This window comes from Ruegeria arenilitoris (assembly GCF_013030265.1).
Classification (GTDB): Bacteria; Pseudomonadota; Alphaproteobacteria; order Rhodobacterales; family Rhodobacteraceae; genus Ruegeria; species Ruegeria arenilitoris_E.
The window spans coordinates 335,946-356,457 of the sequence record NZ_WPZQ01000003.1; the positions used below are offsets into that span (position 1 = coordinate 335,946).

The following is a 20,512-nucleotide window of genomic DNA, read 5'->3' on the forward strand; positions in this document are numbered from 1 at the left end:
CTTTAATCATTTCTTTTGCCGCGACGCAGAATCGCGGCCTCAGAAGATGGAATATTGGCCGTAAAGCAATAATGCAATAGTTTTTGGATCAAATTTGTAATTTTATGACCCTGCAGTTGCAGAATTTTCTTTCGCTATCGCAGCATACGCCTCATTCTTTTCCAAAGCAGCCGACGCAGCATAGTAGTTCATGAGATTCAATCGCTCGACAGAGGGTTTCAAATTCCCGCTTTCGCGACAAAGGATTCTGCGTTCAACCAGTTGATCGATCGCCTCCGTAATCGCGACAGAATCGGTTTCACGCATTCGACCCTCACTTCGCATGAGATCACTGATCCGGGCCTTCACCTGATCTTCTGGCATGGGCCCTTCCTCGCGAACAATCCAGCAGGCCGCAGGTGCGGGCACGATGGGGATCGCATGTCCAATGCGCTTCATCAGTTCCCGCGCCAGATCGGTCATCAAGTCGCGGCTTTCGCATTCACGAAAATCGTGGAGTGAAATTGGCATGCCGTAACGAACCGAAGCGATCCCAAAGCGTTTGTAGCGGCCGATCAGACGGCGCCAGATCTGCTTCAGGCTCCAACGTGTGATCACTCCGATTCTGGCACGGAACCGTCGTTCGGAATTCTCAGCAGCGGCTGTCAGAATGGTGTCTTCCAGAACCCGGTCATAATTGAGCGCAACAGGAACGAAAACCACGTCACGACCTTCGGGCGTTGTACCGTCGATGATATACTTCAGTAGTCCCAGCTTTGGTCGGCCTGGCGCGCCCGTCAAACTCAGACCACCTTCGGGGAACATCGCCTGAGTCACACCTGCTTCCGTGGCAAGGCGAACATAGCTGGCCAGAACCTGACGATAGAGGTCGCTGCCGGATTTGCGCCGAATAAAGTAAGCGCCCATAGCCCGGATCAGGCGGCTGAGCGGCCAGACCCTCGCCCATTCGCCAACGGCATACGACAATGCAGATTGCTGCGCCGCCAGATAGGTCACCAGCACATAATCCATATTGCTGCGGTGGTTCATGACAAAGACCACCGTCGCTTGGGGATCGATTTCCTTCAGCGCATTTTCATCTTCATAGCTAAGTCGAACGTTATAAAAGGCATTGCTCAGCAATCGCGCAACGCGAATGGCAAAGCTGAAGTAGGTAAACGCCGAGAACGAAGGGACGATCTCTCGCGCGTATCTACGGGCCTGTTCGTATGCGACCCCTTCGGGAATGTCCGTTTCATGCGCGTGGACCTGCGCTGCTTTAGCGACCTGCGGATCATAGATCAGACGCTGAATCATGTCATGCCGCCGCGCAAGTTTGAACGGCTGAATTGGCCGCTGCAGGCGTTCATTCAGCCGGGCCACAGCCCTTTCAAGCCGACGACGAAAAAACCAGCGCACCGATGGAAACAAGAAATGCGAGGCAAAAGTGACCGCAGCAAAAACCACGATCAGCACAAACAGCCAAAGCGGAAGTTCCACGGTCTGAGTCATGAGGGGCACACTGCCATCAAACGCGATTGCTCACAATCTCAAGAAACTCGCACATGCCGCAACGCAGCGAATTGACATATCCCAAAAATTGCGATTTAGAACCTGTGTACGTAATTTTGTTACCCACCCAGATGCGAGGCTCAAATTATGACTCAGATGCAGAAAGATCGCCCCTGGCTCATCCGAACATATGCTGGTCACTCTACCGCCAAAGCCTCGAACCAGTTGTATCGTGCCAATCTGGCCAAAGGACAGACCGGCCTTTCGGTGGCGTTCGATCTGCCCACACAGACCGGCTATGACAGCGATCATACGCTCGCACGCGGTGAAGTGGGTAAAGTTGGTGTGCCGGTCTGCCATCTGGGAGACATGCGGGTTCTGTTCGATCAGATTCCGCTTGAGCAAATGAATACCTCGATGACGATCAACGCCACAGCCCCTTGGTTACTGGCACTTTATATCGCTGTGGCCGAAGAGCAGGGGGCTGATGTCGCCAAACTGCAGGGCACGGTGCAGAATGATCTGATCAAGGAATATCTCAGCCGCGGCACATATGTCTGCCCGCCAAAACCATCGCTGAAGATGATCGCTGATGTGGCTGAGTACTGCTACACGAATGTACCTAAATGGAACCCGATGAACGTGTGTTCCTATCACCTGCAAGAGGCGGGCGCGACGCCCGAGCAGGAACTGGCATATGCGCTGGCCACCGCGATTGCAGTTCTGGATGAATTGCGACCAAGGGTTCCAGCTGAAGATTTCCCTGCTCTATGCGGCCGCATTTCGTTTTTTGTGAATGCCGGCATCCGTTTTGTTACTGAGATGTGCAAAATGCGGGCATTCGTCGATCTTTGGGATGAGATTCTGCAACAGCGATATGGTGTCGAAGACCCCAAGTTCCGCCGATTCCGTTACGGTGTTCAGGTCAACTCGCTGGGCCTGACCGAACAGCAGCCGGAAAACAACGTCTATCGCATCCTGATCGAGATGCTGGCCGTAACACTATCCAAGAAAGCACGCGCCCGCGCAGTGCAGTTGCCAGCGTGGAACGAAGCCCTTGGCCTGCCCCGCCCATGGGATCAGCAATGGTCAATGCGCATGCAACAGATCTTGGCCTATGAAACAGATCTTCTTGAATATGGTGATCTGTTCGACGGCAATCCGGTGGTTGACGCGAAAGTCGAGGAGTTGAAGGACGGCGCCCGTGCTGAGCTGGCCAATCTGGACTCGATGGGCGGTGCTGTTGCTTCGATCGAATACATGAAGTCGCGTTTGGTCGATTCCAATGCCGAACGCCTTAATCGCATTGAGCGCAACGAAACCGTCGTGGTCGGCGTGAACAAGTGGACCGAAGGTGAGCCATCACCACTACAAACCGAAGACGGCGGCATCATGGTGGTTGACCCCGCGGTTGAACAGGAACAGATTGCCCGTCTGAACGAATGGCGGTCAGAGCGTGACGATGCCGCTGTCGCAGCGGCCCTGAACGCGCTGCGCGAAGCCGCGCAATCCGGCGCAAATGTCATGGGGCCTTCGATCGCTGCAGCCAAGGCTGGTGTAACCACCGGCGAATGGGCCGAGGAAATGCGTAAAGTCTACGGCACCTATCGCGGCCCGACTGGCGTATCAGGATCTGTCTCGAACAAGACCGAAGGTCTGGATGACCTGCGCGCGGCCGTTGATGCGGTCAGCGACAAACTTGGACGCAGGCTGAAATTCCTCGTGGGTAAACCCGGTCTGGACGGACACTCAAACGGGGCCGAGCAAATCGCATTCCGCGCACGCGATTGTGGAATGGACATCAGCTATGAGGGTATCCGGCTGACCCCGGAAGAGATCGTGACCGCGGCAGTTGAAGACGACGCGCATGTCATCGGTCTTTCGATCCTGTCCGGCAGCCATCTGCCGCTGGTTGAAGATGTCATGAAACGTCTGCGTGAAGCAGGGTTAGATAATATCCCGGTTGTCGTTGGTGGCATTATTCCTGACGAGGATGCTGAAAAATTGAAGTCGATGGGTGTATCCAAAATCTACACGCCCAAGAACTTTGAATTAAACGCAATCATGGGCGATATTGTTACTTTGGTAGATCCGCAATCGCTCGCCGCTGAATAGAGGCGACGAATACCGTCAAATTCCCCGTATCTATTCCATATCTGAAAAGGAATAGATAAAGACGATGAATGGAATTAACGTGGGCGACTGTGTCCACGAATAACAAATGTCGTACGGAGAAGAATGATGGGGACCAATCTTGAAAAGATGTCACGCAAAGAATTGCTGGAATTGCGTGACCAAGTCGAAAAAGCACTAAAAGGTGCTGAAATTCGCGAACGTCAGGAAGCTTTAAAAGCAGCTGAAAAGGCAGCTGCGGAATTCGGCTTCTCGCTTTCCGAGCTTTCGGCCGACGCTCTGCGGTCGTCAAAAGGTACGAAAGCCAAGCCGAAATACAGAAATCCTGCTGATCCGGCACAAACCTGGACCGGTCGCGGCCGCAAACCGCAATGGGTTCACGACGCACTGAAAGCGGGTGCTGATATTTCCGATCTGGAAATCTGAACGGAGCTTTGGCCTCGAAATGACAATTCATATTGGCGCAGAAAAAGGTGATATTGCAGAAACCGTTCTTTTGCCCGGCGATCCATATCGTGCGAAGTGGGCGGCTGAAACGTTTCTGAGCGAAGTGCGACAGGTTAATGACGTACGCGGGATGCTTGGGTTTACAGGAACCTGGAACGGCAATCCCGTCACCATCCAAGGAAGCGGCATGGGGATGCCGTCTCTATCGATATACGTCAACGAACTGATCCGCGACTATAGCGCTAAAACTTTGATCCGGATTGGGTCTTGCGGTGGAATGCAGGACAGCGTGAACGTACGCGATGTGATTTTGGCGATGACCTCGACAACGCTCAGCACACCTTCGCGTGGCATCATGAAAGAACTAAATTTCGCACCCTGCGCCGACTGGGGACTGCTGCAGGCAGCAGCCAAGGCGGCTGAAGCAAAGGGAACACCCACTCATGTAGGTGGCATCTATTCTTCGGACGTCTTCTATGACGAACGACCAGATCTGAACGAACAGATGGTTCGCCATGGCATTCTTGGTGTCGAAATGGAAGCTGCAGAGCTCTATATTCTGGCTGCACGCCATAAGTGTCGTGCGCTGGCGGTTCTGACCGTGTCAGATCATTTGCTGACCGGCGAGGCGCTGCCTTCGTCTGAACGCGAACGCAGCTTTGGCGACATGGTGGAAATCGCCCTCCAGGCTGCGTTTCCCGGAACTGCATAAAACGTGATGAAGAAGGGCACGGTTCGTAGACTGCGCCCTTGCTTCAATCGTAGATCACCGTCCGTGGGACCGGTCATACCCATTTCTGGCAGGGCTTTCCCAGCCCGCCAGTGCGTCCTCGTCAGGCGCAAAAACTTCGACCAGTAATGGATAACAGGCGGCAACGTCCGACGAATGCTCGGATGAACAATCCCCGCCAGGGCAAGCGCTGAGATTACCCAACAGATCAATTTCGGCAAAAAACTCCAGATAGTCCCCGGGTCGGACCGGCGAGGCCTTCATGAAATACTGGCCCGTATCCCGTGTGAAACCTGTACACATAAAAACGTTGAGCACGTCATGCACTGCAGGCTCTGCCTCGGCCAATGAAATGCCCATATGATCCGCCAGAGCCCGCGTCAGGTTAGAATGGCAGCAATGATGGTACTGTGAGCCAGATAGCAGATTCCCGGTGTAGGGATCACAGCGTGTACCAATGACATCGTGAACCGAGCCGCCATATTCATCGATTCCATACCAGCCAAGCGTATCGTCTATGATCGTCGCCATCGGGCGCATATGTGGAAAGCTTGACCACATCCGCTCGCCGGTCGTCAGATGCGTTCCATGAAGCGCCCGGGTCTTACCAGAATAGAACCGTTCGGACAGGTCCTCGCGGTTCCAGAGGTTCAGATCGCCAACCTGGGGACCTTCGACAGATGTTATCCGGAAGAAATGTCCGGCGGTCACTTCAAAACACTTCGCGTCTCTCGCCGGCACAAGCACCTCGTCGGTCTTTTGCGCATTCATTCTGGCACGGCGATACAAGTCCAGATCCGGTTTAGGCAAACCTTCATTTGGATAGCAAATAACCGGGGCGTTAGCGCGACGGGCGTCCGCATCTGAGGGGGGCAAAGCCATTCTCTCACCTTCCTGCAATTTCGCGCAGATTGGCGTAGTTTCTGACTTCTGGAAACCCCGTTACGGATTGAAGTGTCAGGTATTTACTGCTGACCCTTTAGACAGCTGGTCGGTTCGATGTCCGAATGGGAAACGGCACCGCAATAGGCACACATCCATGAACCTTCTTTTCTGTGCTGCCGCCATCGGCAGTCGCGCGTCAAAGAAGACGTGCGGGACCGCCAGAAAAAATAAGCAAAAACGCCAGCAGCGAGCAAAAGCAGAAGTAATGGCATCCCTCTGCTTTGCTGATTACTGCCCGGATTTCAAGCTCGGTGTTAAGTAGTTCAGCAAATCTGCTTTAGGCAGCGTTTGCGTATTCGAACAACTCGGGTTCCTGCTCAGCAACCGGAGCTACCGGCTCCGGCGTATAATAAGCCCATGCCTGTTCCAGCAATTCCAGAGCTTCTTCAGCGTCGAATTTGGGTTTTTTGTTTTGAATGCTCATCGGAGTGATCCTGTCTCGATCTCGTCACTCCTCCCTAACGCAAACATATGTCGTCTCGGGGAAAGTCGCAGCATACAAGTTTGCAACTGCGTGTTGCACCTGCCGCAATGCGGCAAGTGCATATCCTAAAAGAAACGTCAGACGGTACGTTCCACCATCATCTTTTTGATCTCAGCGATCGCCTTAGCCGGGTTCAACCCTTTCGGGCAGGTCTTGGCGCAGTTCATGATGGTATGGCAGCGGTAGAGCTTGAACGGATCTTCCAACTCATCCAAACGCTCACCCGTTGCTTCATCGCGCGAGTCGATGATCCAGCGATAGGCATGGAGCAATGCTGCCGGGCCAAGATACCGGTCGCCGTTCCACCAATAGCTCGGGCACGAAGTCGAGCAGCTGGCGCACATCACACATTCATAGAGACCATCCAGCTTCTTGCGGTCCTCGATAGACTGCTTCCACTCTTTCGCGGGGCGATTGGTCTTGGTTTCCAGCCACGGCATGATCGAAGCGTGCTGGGCATAGAAATGGTTCAGATCAGGGATCAGGTCCTTGACCACCGGCATATGCGGCAGCGGGTAAATCTTTACGTCGCCCTTGATCTCATCCATGCCATAGATACAGGCCAGCGTGTTGATCCCGTCGATATTCATCGCACAGGATCCGCAAATGCCTTCGCGGCAGGACCGGCGGAATGTCAGCGTTGGGTCGATCTCATTCTTGATCTTGATCAGCGCATCCAGAACCATCGGGCCGCATTCGTCCATGTCGACAAAATAGGTGTCGACGCGCGGGTTCTGTCCGTCATCCGGGTTCCAGCGGTAAATCTGGAACTTGCGGACATTGGTCGCACCTTCCGGCTTGGGCCAGGTTTTGCCCGTTGTGATGCGCGAATTCTTCGGGAGGGTCAGTTGTACCATGGGTTCCTCTCCTTAGAAGGTCCGCGCCTTGGGCGCGATTTTCTTGAGGCTGATGCCGCCTTCGTCCTCGGTGGTCAGCGGGTCGACGATGACCGGACGATAACTCAGCTCAACGTTATTGCCGTCAACATGGCTGATCGTGTGCACACGCCAGTTTTCGTCATCACGCTCGGTGAAATCCTCATGCGCATGTGCACCCCGCGATTCCTTGCGGGCCTCAGCACCGACAATCGTGGCCAGGGCGTTGGGCATCAGGTTGGTCAGTTCCAGCGTTTCCATCAGATCGCTGTTCCAGATCAGGCTGCGGTCCGAAACCTTGAGGTCGTCCATCTTGGCCGCAATCGCGGTCATCTTCTTGACGCCATCAGCCATGGTTTCGGCAGTCCGGAAGACCGCAGCGTCAGCCTGCATGGTCTTCTGCATCTCGAGACGCAGCTCGGCAGTTGGGATAGATCCGCTTGCATTTCTGATCGCGTCAAAGCGGTCAAAAGCGTGATCAACCGACGCTTGGTTCAGAACCGGATTTGCTGCTTCGGCATCCACGACTTTGCCGGCGCGAATGGCTGCAGCGCGTCCAAAAACCACCAGGTCGATCAGAGAGTTCGAACCCAAGCGGTTCGCACCATGAACCGAGGCACAACCAGCCTCGCCCACGGCCATCAATCCGGGCACGATGGCGGTTGGATCATCGGCTGTTGGGTTCAGCACTTCGCCCCAGTAGTTCGTGGGAATACCGCCCATGTTATAGTGCACGGTCGGCAATACCGGGATCGGTTCCTTGGTTACGTCCACCCCCGCAAAAATCTTGGCCGACTCTGAGATGCCGGGCAAACGCTCATGCAGCGCCTCGGCGGGAAGGTGGCTCAGGTTCAGGTGGATGTGATCGCCATCCTTACCAACGCCCCTGCCCTCACGGATCTCCATGGTCATCGAGCGCGAGACATAATCGCGTGGTGCAAGGTCTTTGTACTGAGGCGCATAGCGCTCCATGAACCGTTCGCCTTCCGAGTTGGTCAGGTATCCGCCCTCGCCACGTGCACCTTCGGTGATCAGGCAGCCAGAGCCATAGATGCCGGTCGGGTGGAACTGAACGAATTCCATATCCTGCAGGGCCAGCCCGGCACGAGCGACCATACCGCCACCGTCACCGGTGCAGGTGTGGGCCGATGTCGCGCTGAAATAGGCGCGGCCGTAACCGCCGGTCGCCAGTACAACCATCTTGGCGTTGAAGACATGCATCGTGCCGTCGTCCAGCTTCCAGCAGACAACACCCTGACACTGCCCGTCTTCAGACATGATCAGGTCGATGGCAAAGTATTCGATGTAGAACTCGGCATTGTTCTTCAGCGACTGGCCATACAGTGTATGCAGGATCGCGTGACCGGTCCGGTCAGCGGCAGCACAGGTACGCTGCACGGCGGGACCTTCGCCAAATTCAGTGGTGTGGCCGCCGAAGGGACGCTGATAGATCTTGCCTTCTTCGGTCCGCGAGAACGGAACGCCATAGTGTTCCAGCTCATAAACAGCCTTGGGCGCGTGACGTGCGAGATATTCCATCGCATCGGTATCGCCCAGCCAGTCCGAGCCCTTGACCGTGTCATACATATGCCACTGCCAGTTATCCGGCCCCATGTTCGACAAGGATGCCGCGATACCACCCTGAGCGGCCACGGTATGCGAACGGGTTGGGAAAACCTTGGTCACACACGCAGTGCGAAGTCCCTGTTCAGCCATTCCCAGCGTTGCGCGCAGGCCAGCTCCGCCGGCTCCAACAACCACGACGTCATATTCGTGGATTTCGTATTCGTATGTTGTCATCTTACCTGATCCTCTACGCGCATTTTACAGGGCGAGCTTTACGAGGGCGAAAAGCCCTGCAGCGATCAACGTGTAGGAAAACGCCGTAACCGCCATCAGCGTCAGTTTCTCTGCAACGCCGTGCACATAGTCTTCGATTGCAACCTGCGCCTCGCGCATCAGGTGAATGATGACCACTACAAGGGTCAGTCCTGTCACGATCGCGGGGAAGGGTCGGCTGTAATAGGCCAGCACTTCTTCGTACGTGCCGCCCAGGCCGTTGGCAAATGTGATAACAAAAAGCGGAACCAGAATGACCAGCGCTGCCGAGCTGACCATCATTTGCCAATGATGATGCGTGCCCTGCCCTCCGGCACCCATGCCTTCTGCGCGTTTGCGTTCGGTAAGATACTGCATAGCCATCCCTCCTTAGACCGCGACCGCTGTGATCAGGGCCAGAACCGTCGCCAACACAAACATGCCGATGCCCAGTTTTTCCGAAACCTGAACATTCAGGCAGTACCCGAGATCCCAGATCAAATGGCGAAGACGACCAAGCATGTGATAGAAAAGCGCCCAGGCCGCACCAAACATCACGAGGTCGCCCAGAAAGCTCCGCATCAATCCGTCGATGAAATTGAATGCGCTTTCCGATGTCGCTGCCGCAAGCAGCCACCAGACCACGAGCACAGAAAGAAGCAAAGCCGCAATGCCGGTGATGCGCACCATGATCGAGGACACGGACGTCATTTGCGGACGGTATATCGTCAGATGTGGTGAAAGTGGGCGGTTGCCCCGATTTACATCGGCCATGTTGGCTCCTTTTCGGTTGGCTACCGAACGTTTTACTGTTTTTTGCGACTCTGTCACGCGCTGCAGGTGCAAAAAAGAGCAAAATTGGCCTAAAAGCACCTATAAATCCAAAACGTGATCACACGAAATATTCTCGTGATCACAAATACCATTCCCCCCTTGCAATGTTAGCGTTTTCAATGCCGAAGCATTGTGATCACGAATCTCCGCCCTGGTCACCTGAGGTCCGCTGTTTGTTGCGTCACCTCGCGCAGCAGCTTTTTTCGAATTCTTTCGGGATAATCGGCGAACCCCGCAGCTGAGACGACGAACGCACCTTCGCCAACAATCACGTTCTCAAAAAAATATGCCGTCAGGTCGGGCTCGCTTTCTTCGATCGCGATCGCATTAACGGTCACACCTCGATGTCGCAACAGCGCGTGTAGCTCAGAAGGTTCAACACCTTCGTTGGATATTCCATCACCGGAGATGTCGATCAAATGCCTTTTGCATTCCGATACCGCGTCAAAGCTGGCCATTGTGGTTTCCAGAGCTTCTCCAATCGCCGTTGAGAAATTCCGCCACACACGCGGGTCTGTCGCCACCTGCCCCGCAAACCGGTCTAGCGTTTCAAAACTGTCGATGTAAGTCCAAGGAATTGTTGTCCTCTGACGCGATGCACCGGTCCACTGAACCAGCATGAGCCGCGCCTGCCCCCGCACCAGCGCCTCGGACACCACCGGATCGCGCAATCCTGCGGCCAGGCCATCCATCTGAATGCGATATTCCTTTGTGTCCACCGAGCCCGACACATCAACCGCCAAAGCCAACGCGAGATCGCAGGCGACCGATTGGGTAGCAAACAAAGAAGCAAGAGTTGCTGCACGCAAAATATGCATGCCCCAACCCTAGCACAGATGAAGGAAACTCAATTCAAATTCTCATCAGGGGGCAATTTCGCGAAGCCAGCCTTCAAACTCAGAGCAAATCGTGATCTCAGCCCGCTCAAGATCATAATACGCGTTTGCCTCACCGCAGTCCTCGACCGTCACCTTCAAGGTCTGTGGCAAACGGAAGTTCTGGTTCAGGGCGGCAACTTCTTCCGAGATGATCTGTTCGGTCAAACTGGAAGTGCCACCAGTGTAACGAATGGATGTGCCCGAACCTTCAATTTCATCGAACACCGGACCCCAGCTGCTGTTGGCCAGATCAAATTCTTCTTCGCAGCTATCCTGTCGTTCTTCTGGCAGCTCCAGATCTTCAATCATATCCGATCGCGCATCCATGTCTGCGCCGACGAACAGGCAGACAAGGTTATAATATCGCTGCAAATCGGGTCCGTGTACGTCCCACCATGCTATATCGCTTCCGGCGGCATGTGCCTCACCCAAAAAACCAAAGGCCGCATCATAGGCTATGCTGACTGCATATTCCTCTTCAAAGAAGGCATCAATCAGCAGGATCGACGCGACATCTGCAGCGTCCTCTTCCTGTCCGAACACAGGTAGTTTCAGGATGTCGATCAGCGCATGCCCGAGCTCGTGATAGAAGATCGACAACAGGTTGGCTTCGACAAAGTCATCGGTATCAGCCGCAACCGGAGCCGCAATCATCGAAGCGCAAAAGGCAATACGTTTCAACATCTTAATATCTCTGTTCTACTTTGGAACAAGTACCCAGACATCCAGATCAAGTAGCACGTTGGGCAGGTATTTTCCGTTTTCATCCTTCAACTCAAACGGGGCTCCGCCCTTTGTTGCAACCAATCGCAGCCGCAGCGCGCCGACCCCTGGGGTATCTGTTTCGGCCTTATCCAGAACCTCGGACCATGCTTTGACCGTGTCGCCAGCGAAACATGGGTTGGCGTGCGCACCGCCGTTCAGACCAACGATCATCTGGGCATTGGCGAGACCATTGAAAGACAAGGCCCGCGCCATCGAGATGACATGGCCGCCATAAATCAGTCGTCCTTCCGGGCGGAATGTCAGGTCGAAATGCACTTTGGCGGTGTTCTGCCACAGACGGGTGGCGAGCATGTGCTCGGCCTCTTCAATCGTCACGCCGTCCACATGATCGATCATTTCGCCTGTTTTGTACTCATCCCAGCGGTGAGATTCGCCGGATTGTACAAAATTGTAGTTTGAGAAATCGAGGCCTTGCGGCACCACCAGATCCGTTGGATCAAGTACCTTTTTCAGTTCAGGCACCACAGTTTCCGGTGCAGGTGCGTCGAGGTTTGATTTTCGAACCATGACCCAGCGGACATATTCGATCACTACCTCGTCGCGCTGGTTCAGTCCGCGGGTTCGCACCCAAACGACACCGGTTTTCCCGTTCGAATTCTGTTTGAGGCCGATCACCTCGGATTCCGAGCGCAATGTGTCGCCGGGATAGACCGGTTTCAGCCAGCGACCTTCGGCATAACCCAGATTGGCAACCGCGTTCAGAGAGATATCCGGCACCGTCTTGCCAAACACCACATGGAAGGCGGCCAGATCGTCAATCGGGCTTTCAGGCAATCCACAATTCCGGGCGAACTCATCCGAGGAATAAAGCGCGTGGCGCGCAGGATAGAGCGCGTGATAGAGCGCGCGCTCTCCTACAGTGACGGTGCGGGGTACTGCGTGGTGCAGCACCTGTCCGACCGAATAATCCTCGAAGAAGTGACCCGGATTTGTTTTTGCCATTATTGCTGTCCCAGTTTCATGTCGGGTGAATAGTCGGCCTCGACCTCTTTGGTCACGGCCTGCGCGCAGCGCATCATGCGGCTGTTTTCGTCATAGGCATACGACGGGTCGCCATACAGCTCCCACCCTTTTGCCAATGCGTCCGACACTTTGTGGCAGAAGGCGGATGTGTCTTCCTCGGTCAGCAGACGATAGAGTTTTGCCATGGTGTCAGATCCTTATGAAGGGAACGGTGACGGGCCGACCAGCCCATGAATGTATCCGATGATGCCCATCAGCACGATCGAGGCGACAAAGAACATCGCATCCTTGCCATAGGTCCCGGGTTCGCCGGGCGTCCAGTCGGGCTCGGATTTGTTGATCACGATCACTTCGACCACAGCCCAGGCCAACAACCCGCCAAACAGGATGATCGAAGCCAGATCGCCATTCACCAGAAGATGCGCAAAGGTCCATAGTTTGAACCCGCCCAACATCGGGTGGCGCATCTTGTTCAAAACACGCCCTTTGGTTCCGGCGGGGCTCAACATGAAGATCGCGATCAACACCAGCAGGTTGTTGATGTGAATCATAAAGGTCGGCGGGGCCCAGACATAGATGAAGTCGGTCATGCGATAACCGAAAATCATCAACAGGATCGACGCCACCAGCGCCAGCGCGACCACGCCCTTGCCGGCATCGCCCATCGCAGCGCGACGTTCAGGCATCACGCGTTTGAACAGGTGCGCGGCCCACCATAGCGCCACGCCGAGAATCAGAAGAACAAAGCCCATGCTGGCTTACCCCGCTTGCAAAGCTGTAATTGCCTCCGCTTTTGCCAGAATTTCGCGGGCAGTTACAACGTGCAGGTTCTCTACGATCTTGCCGTCAACCACAGCCACGCCCTGCCCCAGTGCCTCGACCTCTTCGAACGCGGCGATCTGACGACGCGCCAGATCAATCTCGGAATCGGATGGGGCAAAGGCCGCATTGGTGACATCCACCTGCGCGGGATGGATCAGGGTCTTGCCATCAAAGCCCATATCGCGCCCTTGTGCGCATTCTGCAGCCAGCCCTTCTTCATCCTTGAAGGCGTTGTAAACACCATCGACGATGATCAGGCCTTCGGCCTTTGCCGCCAGCAGGCACAGGCCCAGCGAAGTCATCAGAGGAAGGCGGTCAAGGCGGAAACGGGTTTGCAATTCCTTGGCCAGATCGTTGGTGCCCATAACAAACCCGGCCATCAGTGGATGTGCCGCAATCGCTGCCGCGTTCAGCATTCCGCGCGGGGTTTCCATCATCGCCCAGATTGGCATGTCGCCAGTGATAGCAGCCAGGGCATCAACATCGGCAGCACTTCCGACCTTGGGCAGCAGGACGACGTCTGCGTCCATCTCGCGCACCGCTTCGGCATCCGCGCGACCCCATTCGGTATCCAGACCGTTGATTCGCACGATCTTGACGCGCGACCCGTATCCGCCTGCTGCCAATGCAGCCTTGAGCGTCTCGCGCGCATTGTCTTTTTCATCTGCCGCGACGGCATCTTCGAGATCGAAAATGATCGCATCCACAGGCAGGTTGCGCGCTTTTTCCAGCGCCCGCTCTTTCGAGCCGGGAATATACAGAACCGAACGATATGGGCGCTGACGCGGGTCCATGGGCTTCTCCCATTGAAATAATGTTGCGCGGAATGGGGCATTTTTTGCCGGAAAGTTCAAGCGCAAAATCGCCGCAACGCAGCATTCGGGACGCAACGTGCGTTCTCTTAACCGAATTTCGGTCTGGTCGCGGCAGCCTGAATGCCAGTTGGGATCGAAAGGGGTCAGAGATGAAAAAGACGCTGTTCAAGATGACGATGGGCCTTGGAATAATGGTTCTGGCCGCGCAGCAGGTTCACGCCCGCAATTGTGCGCCACGGGATGAAGTGATCAAGCGTTTGACCGAAACCTATGGCGAAACCCGTCAGGGAATTGGCATCGCGCGCCGGGGCGCGGTGATGGAGGTTTATGCCTCGGACCAAAGCGGAAGCTGGACGATCACGGTGACGTTGCCGGATGGGATGACCTGCCTGGTGGCCTCGGGTCAGGCCTACGAGGCGATAGCCGAAGCTTTGCCGCCAAACGTGTAAAGCTCAGGTCAGCGCATCCCAGATCAACTTGCTGCCGGTCAGGGTCAGCAGGACATAGGCGATACCAAAAAACAGGCGTTCGGATAGCATGAAATGAGCCCGTACGCCCAGCCAGGCCCCTAGGATCGCAAACGGCGTCAGCAGCAAATCGGCCCATGCCGTATGCCATGTGAACATCCCCAGATAGGCATAAGGCACGAATTTCGCGATGTTGATGACCCAGAAAACCAGCACTGTGGTGGCCTGAAATTCGGTCTTCGACAGGCGTTGCGACAGCAGATAGACAGCGGCGGGCGGGCCACCTGCATGACTGACAAAACTGGTGAACCCCGCAACCAGGCCGGCAAACAAGCCCGCAGGAGGCGGCAACCGGTTGGCGAAGCCGCGCACCCAACCTTTGGTCTGCGCGATGTGCCAGACGACAAAGCCGACAGATATCCCCCCTATCAACAGACGCAACAGATCATCATCGGTCGCGCGATAGAGCCACGCGCCCAGTACCACACCCGGCACGGCACCGAGCATCAGCAATCGGGAATCCGGCCAGCTCCAGCGTTTCCAATAGGGTCCCAGCGTCGCCACATCGATGACCATCAGGATCGGAAGCATCAGGGCAAGTGCCTGTCCGGGTTCCAAAATCAGCGCCAGAATCGAAGAGGACGCAAAGGCCACGCCGGACCCGAAACCGCCCTTTGAAATGCCTGCAAAGATCACGGCCGGGATCGCCACAGCAAAAAACATCAGGTTCAGTTCGAACATGGCCCGGCCCCGGAAACGGCTTGTTTCGCAAGCCCTTTAGCGCAACCAGCATGACACTTGCAAACGGTATGCGGTCGCATGCCGCGTCGCAGAACCCTTGCACGATGCCGTTTTAACGACTAGCAAAACCGCGATTTCAAAACCGACCGGAGATATTCCAAATGGCCAGACCCAAGATTGCGCTGATCGGCGCGGGGAACATCGGCGGCACGCTTGCGCATCTTGCAGCTGTCAAAGAACTGGGTGACGTTGTCCTCTTCGACATCGCTGACGGGTTGCCGCAGGGCAAAGCGCTCGACATCGCTGAATCCGGCCCCTCCGAAGGGTTCGATGCGTCCATGTCCGGCACCAGCGACTATGCCGACATCGCAGGCGCAGATGTTTGCATCGTCACCGCCGGCGTTGCGCGTAAACCGGGCATGAGCCGCGATGACCTGCTGGGCATCAACCTGAAAGTCATGAAGTCGGTTGGCGAAGGCATCGCAGCCCACGCACCCGACGCATTCGTGATCTGCATCACCAACCCGCTGGATGCGATGGTCTGGGCTCTGCGCGAATTCTCGGGTCTGCCGCACAACAAAGTCTGCGGCATGGCAGGCGTTCTGGACTCGGCTCGTTTCGCACATTTCCTGTCGGAAGAGTTCAACGTTTCGATGCGCGACGTCACCGCATTCGTTCTGGGCGGCCACGGCGACACGATGGTGCCTTCGGTCCGTTACTCGACCGTTGCCGGTATCCCGCTGCCCGATCTGGTCGAAATGGGCTGGACCACGCAGGACAAGCTGGACGCCATCGTTCAGCGCACCCGTGACGGCGGCGCCGAGATCGTTGGCCTGCTGAAAACCGGTTCGGCCTACTACGCACCTGCCACTTCGGCGATCGAAATGGCCGAAGCGTATCTGAAAGACCAGAAACGCGTACTGCCTTGCGCCGCATACTGCAGCGGCGAGCTGGGCGTCGACGGTCTGTATGTAGGCGTTCCGACCGTCATCGGCGCTGGTGGTGTCGAGCGGATCGTCGACATCAAGCTGAACGAAGACGAGCAGGCCGGTTTCGACAACTCGGTCAACGCAGTCAAAGGCCTGATCGAAGCATGCAAGGGCATCGACAGCTCGCTAGCGTAAGGTCGGGAATTCCGGACCAAGGGATTGAATGCGCGTCTTAGGGCGCGCATTTTCTTTTGGTACCTTAAGGTTCAGGTTATGTTGGCTGCGATAACTTCATTGATAATTACCTTAGCAGCATTTCTGCTGGTTTTGCTTGTCATTCCCCTTCTATGCGTAATCATCAGAAACCGGTCTTCCAGTATTTGGACTCTGCGTATTGCGAGCATCGGCCTTCAGCTATACGCCAGCTTTTGTATATTGATTGGAATTGCACTTATCCCGATAGGTTACTTTACGTTTGGAGTTTCTGGAGGGAACCCAAGTGCTTGGGCTCTTTTTCTTGCCGCATCATTGAGAAGTGCACCACTTCTTCTAGCAGGTGGCGCTTCTTGGTGGATGTGGAATTGGCAGAATCGATATCTGTCTTGACACCCCTACGGCATTATCAATCTCGATATGTGATCACACCCCAAAAACCTGTGATCACAAATATTGAAAATCTTCGTGAAAATCCTCTTTCCGGTCAAAAAACCCTTTAAACTTACAGGGTAGACACCCCTATAACGGTTAAATCGCAGTCAGACGGGACAGTTTCGATGAACATTCACGAATATCAGGCCAAAGCCCTCCTTCGCAGCTATGGCGCACCGGTGTCCGATGGTCGCGCCGTGTTGCGCGCCGAAGAAGCCAAAACCGCAGCAGGTGAGCTGGACGGCCCGCTTTGGGTTGTCAAAGCACAGATCCACGCAGGTGGTCGCGGCAAGGGTTCGTTCAAAGAGGCCGATGCCGGTGAAAAGGGCGGCGTTCGTCTGACCAAGTCGGTTGAAGAAGCCGCTGAAGAAGCCAAAAAGATGCTGGGCCGCACACTGGTCACCCATCAGACCGGTCCGGCAGGCAAGCAAGTCAACCGCATCTACATCGAAGCCGGTTCCGGTATCGAACGCGAACTGTATCTGGCGCTGCTTGTCGATCGTCAGACCAGCCGTATCTCGTTCGTCTGCTCGACCGAAGGCGGCATGGACATCGAAGAAGTTGCCGCTGAAACCCCTGAGAAGATCCTGTCCTTCTCGGTCGACCCGGCAACCGGATATCAGCCTTACCATGGCCGCCGCATTGCGTTCTCACTGGGCCTGGAAGGTGCACAGGTCAAGCAATGCGTCAAGCTGATGGGTCAGCTCTACAAGGCCTTCGTCGAGAAGGACATGGAGATGCTGGAGATCAACCCGCTGATCGTGGCCGAAGGCGGCGACCTGAAGGTACTGGACGCCAAACTGGGCTTTGACGGCAACGCGGTTTACCGCCACCCCGACATCGCCGAGCTGCGCGACACGACCGAGGAAGACCCCAAGGAACTGGAAGCCTCCAAGTACGACCTGAACTACATCGCGCTGGATGGTGAGATCGGCTGCATGGTCAACGGTGCCGGTCTGGCGATGGCGACGATGGACATCATCAAGCTGTACGGGGCTGAGCCTGCCAACTTCCTCGACGTGGGTGGCGGCGCGACCAAAGAGAAAGTGACCGAAGCGTTCAAGATCATCACCTCAGACCCGCAGGTCAAAGGCATTCTGGTCAACATCTTCGGCGGCATCATGCGCTGTGACGTCATCGCCGAGGGCGTTGTAGCTGCGGTGAAAGAAGTTGGCCTGAAAGTACCGCTGGTCGTACGTCTGGAAGGTACGAATGTCGAGAAAGGCAAAGAGATCATCAACAATTCGGGTCTGGACGTGATTGCGGCGGACAACCTGAAAGACGGTGCAGAGAAGATCGTGAAGGCGGTTAAGGGTTGAAGCAAGTGACCGTCGGTTTTCGTCATTCCCTTGTAGCTGCTTGCCTGATTTTGATGTCAGCGTTCTTCGCTTCTTCAGCCTCAGCTCAAGACCTCGAACCAGGCACCAAAGGCTTGGGCTTGGAGGACACCGCAAACCTGTTTATCGGTGTCTGCGCTAAAACTTATCCGAACTTTCGTAAGGCTAAGAAAGTGCTTGCCCAAAACGGGTTTCAAGCTCACTCGAAAACGGGAACGTTTTACGATGGCAAGCGAGATGTGTCTTTTAAACTGACACGTAGCTCGTCTGGCAAAGTTTGCTCCATGGTTTTTTCGTCGAAAGAGAAACCAGAGGAACTCGGTCTGCTACTTGCAGTAGGAAGCACGCAAGGAACTGACGGGAATGCGAAAATCGACGTCGATCCGAACACGTTCGCGACTCGAACAAACTCGCGCGGAAGTTCAGTTATGAACTTCACACCCACGTTCGTGAACAACGGCAAACAGTACTTTCGTGCATCATTGAGCGCATCTAACTGACAAGGAGCCTCCCCAAAATGGCAGTCCTCATCGACAAAAATATCAAAGTGATCTGTCAGGGCTTTACCGGCTCGCATGACAAACCTCGCGCGATGTGGACTGTTTGACCGAGTTGGAAATGAACTGACCCCATGACCATCCCTATCTTCCTCATAGGCCTAGAACGCGCCACCGGGCGGGCGCGTTTGATGGAGCAGGAACTGCAAAAGGCAGGCCTGTCGGCAACGCGGGTGAATGCGGTCGACTGTGATGCCGCAACCCGCGAGGATTTCCTGCGCGATTGCAGCAGCGAAGGACCGTGGGGATATTTTCAGACCAAGGACATGGCCTGCACGCTGAGCCATGCCAAGGCGTGGGAAGCGGTGATTGCCTCAGGGGCTGAGCAAGCGCTGATTCTCGAAGATGACGTATTCCTGACGCCTGAACTGGCGATTTGGCTCAACGATCCGTCCTGGTGGCCCGAGGATGCGGATATCGTTCGGTTCGAACGCTGGCGCAGCACCAAGCTGTATGTGGCGCTCGGGCGGAATCGCCAATCCCATCTGGGGCGCGAGATCCGGCTGATGAAATCGCGACACCCCGGTGGCGCGGCCTATGCCCTGACCCGCAAGGCGGCACAGCACTTTCTGGCGCAGAAGCCGTTTGACATCACGCTGGATGGCCTGCTGTTCAACCCGTCGGCGTCGGCCGCTGCGCGCCAGATCAACATCTATCAGGTGGTTCCGGCCATGGTCGAACAGGGCAACGAAGCACCTGGAGAACACCAGATGGGCTCGCCCCGTCATCGCCCCAAGGGCTGGCCCCTGCTGCGCCAGAAGATCCGGCGCGGCATTGCCGAAATCGATGGCGGAGCCCGCACCATCGCCAATCTGGCGCTTGGTCGCGCCACGCTCGAAAAAATTACTTACGCGCCGCAGGTTCTGCCGGACGCGCAACCCAATCAAACCAGCATCGCCTAAGGAAAGGGACAACATGGCAGTCCTCATCGACGAAAACACCAAGGTCATCTGTCAGGGCTTCACCGGCTCGCAGGGTACATTCCACTCTGAACAGGCCATCGCCTATGGCACCAAGATGGTCGGCGGTGTGACCCCCGGCAAAGGCGGAATGGAGCATCTGGGCCTGCCCGTGTTCAACTCGGTCCACGAAGCCAAGCATGTGACCGAAGCCAATGCCAGCGTGATCTACGTTCCTCCGCCCTTCGCGGCGGACTCGATCCTCGAAGCGATTGACGCCGAGATGGAAGTGATCGTCTGCATCACCGAAGGCATCCCGGTTCTGGACATGATGAAGGTGAAGCGCGCGCTGGAAGGTTCAAGCTCGCGTCTGATCGGCCCGAACTGCCCCGGTGTCATCACACCTGACGCTTGCAAGATCGGCATCATGCCCGGCCACATCCACAAGCGCGGCTCGGTCGGTGTTGTAAGCCGTTCAGGTACGCTTACCTATGAGGCCGTGAAACAGACGACCGACGTAGGACTGGGCCAGTCCACCTGTGTGGGCATCGGCGGTGACCCGATCAAAGGCACCGAGCATATCGACGTACTGGAATGGTTCCTGGCCGATGACGAGACCGAGTCGATCATCATGATCGGTGAGATCGGTGGCTCGGCCGAGGAAGAAGCCGCGCAGTTCCTGGCGGATGAGGCTAAGAAAGGCCGCAAGAAGCCGACCGCTGGGTTCATCGCAGGCCGCACAGCCCCTCCGGGCCGCCGCATGGGCCACGCGGGCGCGATTGTCGCCGGCGGCAAAGGCGGTGCCGAGGACAAGATCGAAGCCATGCGCTCGGCCGGTATCGTCGTGGCCGAAAGCCCGGCGCAGCTGGGTGAGGCTGTGCTGGAAGCGATTGGGTAAGCGGAACAGCCTGTA

At 55.9% G+C, this 20,512-nt stretch carries 23 protein-coding genes; 9 read left to right on the forward strand and 14 right to left on the reverse strand.

Translation table 11 applies throughout. The features are described from left to right. Positions 1 to 102: 102 nt before the first annotated feature. Positions 103 to 1,491 carry a 1-acyl-sn-glycerol-3-phosphate acyltransferase gene (locus tag GOX61_RS06890; RefSeq protein WP_170332354.1) on the reverse strand — a complete coding sequence of 463 codons (1,389 nt, stop codon included), beginning with the start codon at positions 1,489 to 1,491 and terminating at the stop codon, positions 103 to 105. A gap of 147 nt (positions 1,492 to 1,638) precedes the next feature. Here GOX61_RS06890 and GOX61_RS06895 point away from each other — a divergent pair, with 147 nt between their 5' ends. From GOX61_RS06895 to deoD, 3 genes are all read left to right on the forward strand, one after another. Continuing rightward, positions 1,639 to 3,606, forward strand: a complete 1,968-nt coding sequence (locus tag GOX61_RS06895; protein ID WP_170332356.1) for a protein meaA — start codon at positions 1,639 to 1,641, stop codon at positions 3,604 to 3,606. Between the two features lie 126 nt (positions 3,607 to 3,732). Next, positions 3,733 to 4,050, forward strand: a complete 318-nt coding sequence (locus GOX61_RS06900) for an H-NS histone family protein (RefSeq protein ID WP_170332358.1) — start codon at positions 3,733 to 3,735, stop codon at positions 4,048 to 4,050. Positions 4,051 to 4,069: 19 nt separating this feature from the next. After that, the gene (gene deoD, locus GOX61_RS06905; protein WP_170332360.1) at positions 4,070 to 4,783 is read left to right on the forward strand and encodes a purine-nucleoside phosphorylase; all 714 of its coding nucleotides are present in this window, start codon (positions 4,070 to 4,072) and stop codon (positions 4,781 to 4,783) included. A gap of 54 nt (positions 4,784 to 4,837) precedes the next feature. Here the strand turns inward: deoD and GOX61_RS06910 are convergent, their stop codons facing one another. From GOX61_RS06910 to GOX61_RS06965, 12 genes are all read right to left on the reverse strand, one after another. Next, positions 4,838 to 5,683 (reverse strand): urea carboxylase-associated family protein, encoded by an 846-nt coding sequence (locus GOX61_RS06910; RefSeq protein ID WP_170332363.1) that lies wholly within the window; start codon positions 5,681 to 5,683, stop codon positions 4,838 to 4,840. Between the two features lie 340 nt (positions 5,684 to 6,023). Beyond that, positions 6,024 to 6,170, reverse strand: coding sequence for a hypothetical protein (locus GOX61_RS06915; protein WP_170332365.1), 147 nt, complete (start codon positions 6,168 to 6,170; stop codon positions 6,024 to 6,026). A gap of 137 nt (positions 6,171 to 6,307) precedes the next feature. Continuing rightward, complete coding sequence (locus GOX61_RS06920) at positions 6,308 to 7,087, reverse strand: succinate dehydrogenase iron-sulfur subunit (protein WP_155149866.1); 780 nt, start codon at positions 7,085 to 7,087, stop codon at positions 6,308 to 6,310. Between the two features lie 12 nt (positions 7,088 to 7,099). Next, on the reverse strand, positions 7,100 to 8,905 hold the full coding sequence (sdhA, locus tag GOX61_RS06925) for a succinate dehydrogenase flavoprotein subunit (RefSeq protein WP_155149864.1): 1,806 nt from the start codon (positions 8,903 to 8,905) through the stop codon (positions 7,100 to 7,102). Positions 8,906 to 8,929: 24 nt separating this feature from the next. Continuing rightward, complete coding sequence (sdhD, locus tag GOX61_RS06930; protein WP_155149862.1) at positions 8,930 to 9,301, reverse strand: succinate dehydrogenase, hydrophobic membrane anchor protein; 372 nt, start codon at positions 9,299 to 9,301, stop codon at positions 8,930 to 8,932. Between the two features lie 12 nt (positions 9,302 to 9,313). Continuing rightward, on the reverse strand, positions 9,314 to 9,697 hold the full coding sequence (sdhC, locus tag GOX61_RS06935; RefSeq protein ID WP_155149860.1) for a succinate dehydrogenase, cytochrome b556 subunit: 384 nt from the start codon (positions 9,695 to 9,697) through the stop codon (positions 9,314 to 9,316). Between the two features lie 215 nt (positions 9,698 to 9,912). Further along, on the reverse strand, positions 9,913 to 10,575 hold the full coding sequence (locus GOX61_RS06940) for a DUF1194 domain-containing protein (RefSeq protein WP_155149858.1): 663 nt from the start codon (positions 10,573 to 10,575) through the stop codon (positions 9,913 to 9,915). Between the two features lie 45 nt (positions 10,576 to 10,620). Further along, complete coding sequence (locus GOX61_RS06945) at positions 10,621 to 11,319, reverse strand: DUF4344 domain-containing metallopeptidase (RefSeq protein ID WP_170332366.1); 699 nt, start codon at positions 11,317 to 11,319, stop codon at positions 10,621 to 10,623. A 15-nt stretch (positions 11,320 to 11,334) separates the two neighbouring features. Beyond that, entirely contained in the window at positions 11,335 to 12,363 is a 1,029-nt protein-coding gene (locus GOX61_RS06950; RefSeq protein WP_170332368.1) for a MaoC family dehydratase, read from the reverse strand. Continuing rightward, positions 12,363 to 12,569 (reverse strand): DUF1737 domain-containing protein, encoded by a 207-nt coding sequence (locus GOX61_RS06955; protein WP_170332370.1) that lies wholly within the window; start codon positions 12,567 to 12,569, stop codon positions 12,363 to 12,365. Before GOX61_RS06955 ends, GOX61_RS06950 begins: the two co-directional genes overlap by 1 nt. Before the next feature lie 12 nt (positions 12,570 to 12,581). Further along, positions 12,582 to 13,136, reverse strand: coding sequence for an NnrU family protein (locus GOX61_RS06960; protein ID WP_170332372.1), 555 nt, complete (start codon positions 13,134 to 13,136; stop codon positions 12,582 to 12,584). A 6-nt stretch (positions 13,137 to 13,142) separates the two neighbouring features. Further along, on the reverse strand, positions 13,143 to 14,000 hold the full coding sequence (locus GOX61_RS06965; protein ID WP_170332374.1) for an HpcH/HpaI aldolase/citrate lyase family protein: 858 nt from the start codon (positions 13,998 to 14,000) through the stop codon (positions 13,143 to 13,145). Positions 14,001 to 14,170: 170 nt separating this feature from the next. On the opposite strand from GOX61_RS06965, the gene GOX61_RS06970 reads away from it, so the two are divergent. Next, positions 14,171 to 14,470: a hypothetical protein gene (locus GOX61_RS06970; protein ID WP_170332376.1), complete on the forward strand. Its 300-nt coding sequence runs from the start codon at positions 14,171 to 14,173 to the stop codon at positions 14,468 to 14,470. Between the two features lie 3 nt (positions 14,471 to 14,473). On the opposite strand, the gene GOX61_RS06975 is transcribed toward GOX61_RS06970, so the two are convergent. Next, entirely contained in the window at positions 14,474 to 15,229 is a 756-nt protein-coding gene (locus GOX61_RS06975; protein WP_170332378.1) for a sulfite exporter TauE/SafE family protein, read from the reverse strand. Positions 15,230 to 15,390: 161 nt separating this feature from the next. Here GOX61_RS06975 and mdh point away from each other — a divergent pair, with 161 nt between their 5' ends. The 5 genes from mdh to sucD all read left to right on the forward strand — a co-directional run bounded on the left by mdh (position 15,391) and on the right by sucD (position 20,497). Then, entirely contained in the window at positions 15,391 to 16,353 is a 963-nt protein-coding gene (gene mdh, locus GOX61_RS06980; RefSeq protein WP_155149842.1) for a malate dehydrogenase, read from the forward strand. A gap of 578 nt (positions 16,354 to 16,931) precedes the next feature. Next, positions 16,932 to 18,125, forward strand: a complete 1,194-nt coding sequence (gene sucC / locus GOX61_RS06985; protein WP_155149840.1) for an ADP-forming succinate--CoA ligase subunit beta — start codon at positions 16,932 to 16,934, stop codon at positions 18,123 to 18,125. After that, the gene (locus GOX61_RS06990) at positions 18,122 to 18,643 is read left to right on the forward strand and encodes a hypothetical protein (RefSeq protein WP_170332380.1); all 522 of its coding nucleotides are present in this window, start codon (positions 18,122 to 18,124) and stop codon (positions 18,641 to 18,643) included. The genes sucC and GOX61_RS06990 overlap by 4 nt, the downstream gene beginning before the upstream one ends. Before the next feature lie 131 nt (positions 18,644 to 18,774). Then, on the forward strand, positions 18,775 to 19,602 hold the full coding sequence (locus GOX61_RS06995; RefSeq protein WP_170332382.1) for a glycosyltransferase family 25 protein: 828 nt from the start codon (positions 18,775 to 18,777) through the stop codon (positions 19,600 to 19,602). Between the two features lie 13 nt (positions 19,603 to 19,615). Further along, positions 19,616 to 20,497, forward strand: coding sequence for a succinate--CoA ligase subunit alpha (sucD, locus tag GOX61_RS07000; protein ID WP_117870362.1), 882 nt, complete (start codon positions 19,616 to 19,618; stop codon positions 20,495 to 20,497). The last annotated feature ends 15 nt before the right edge of the window (positions 20,498 to 20,512 follow it).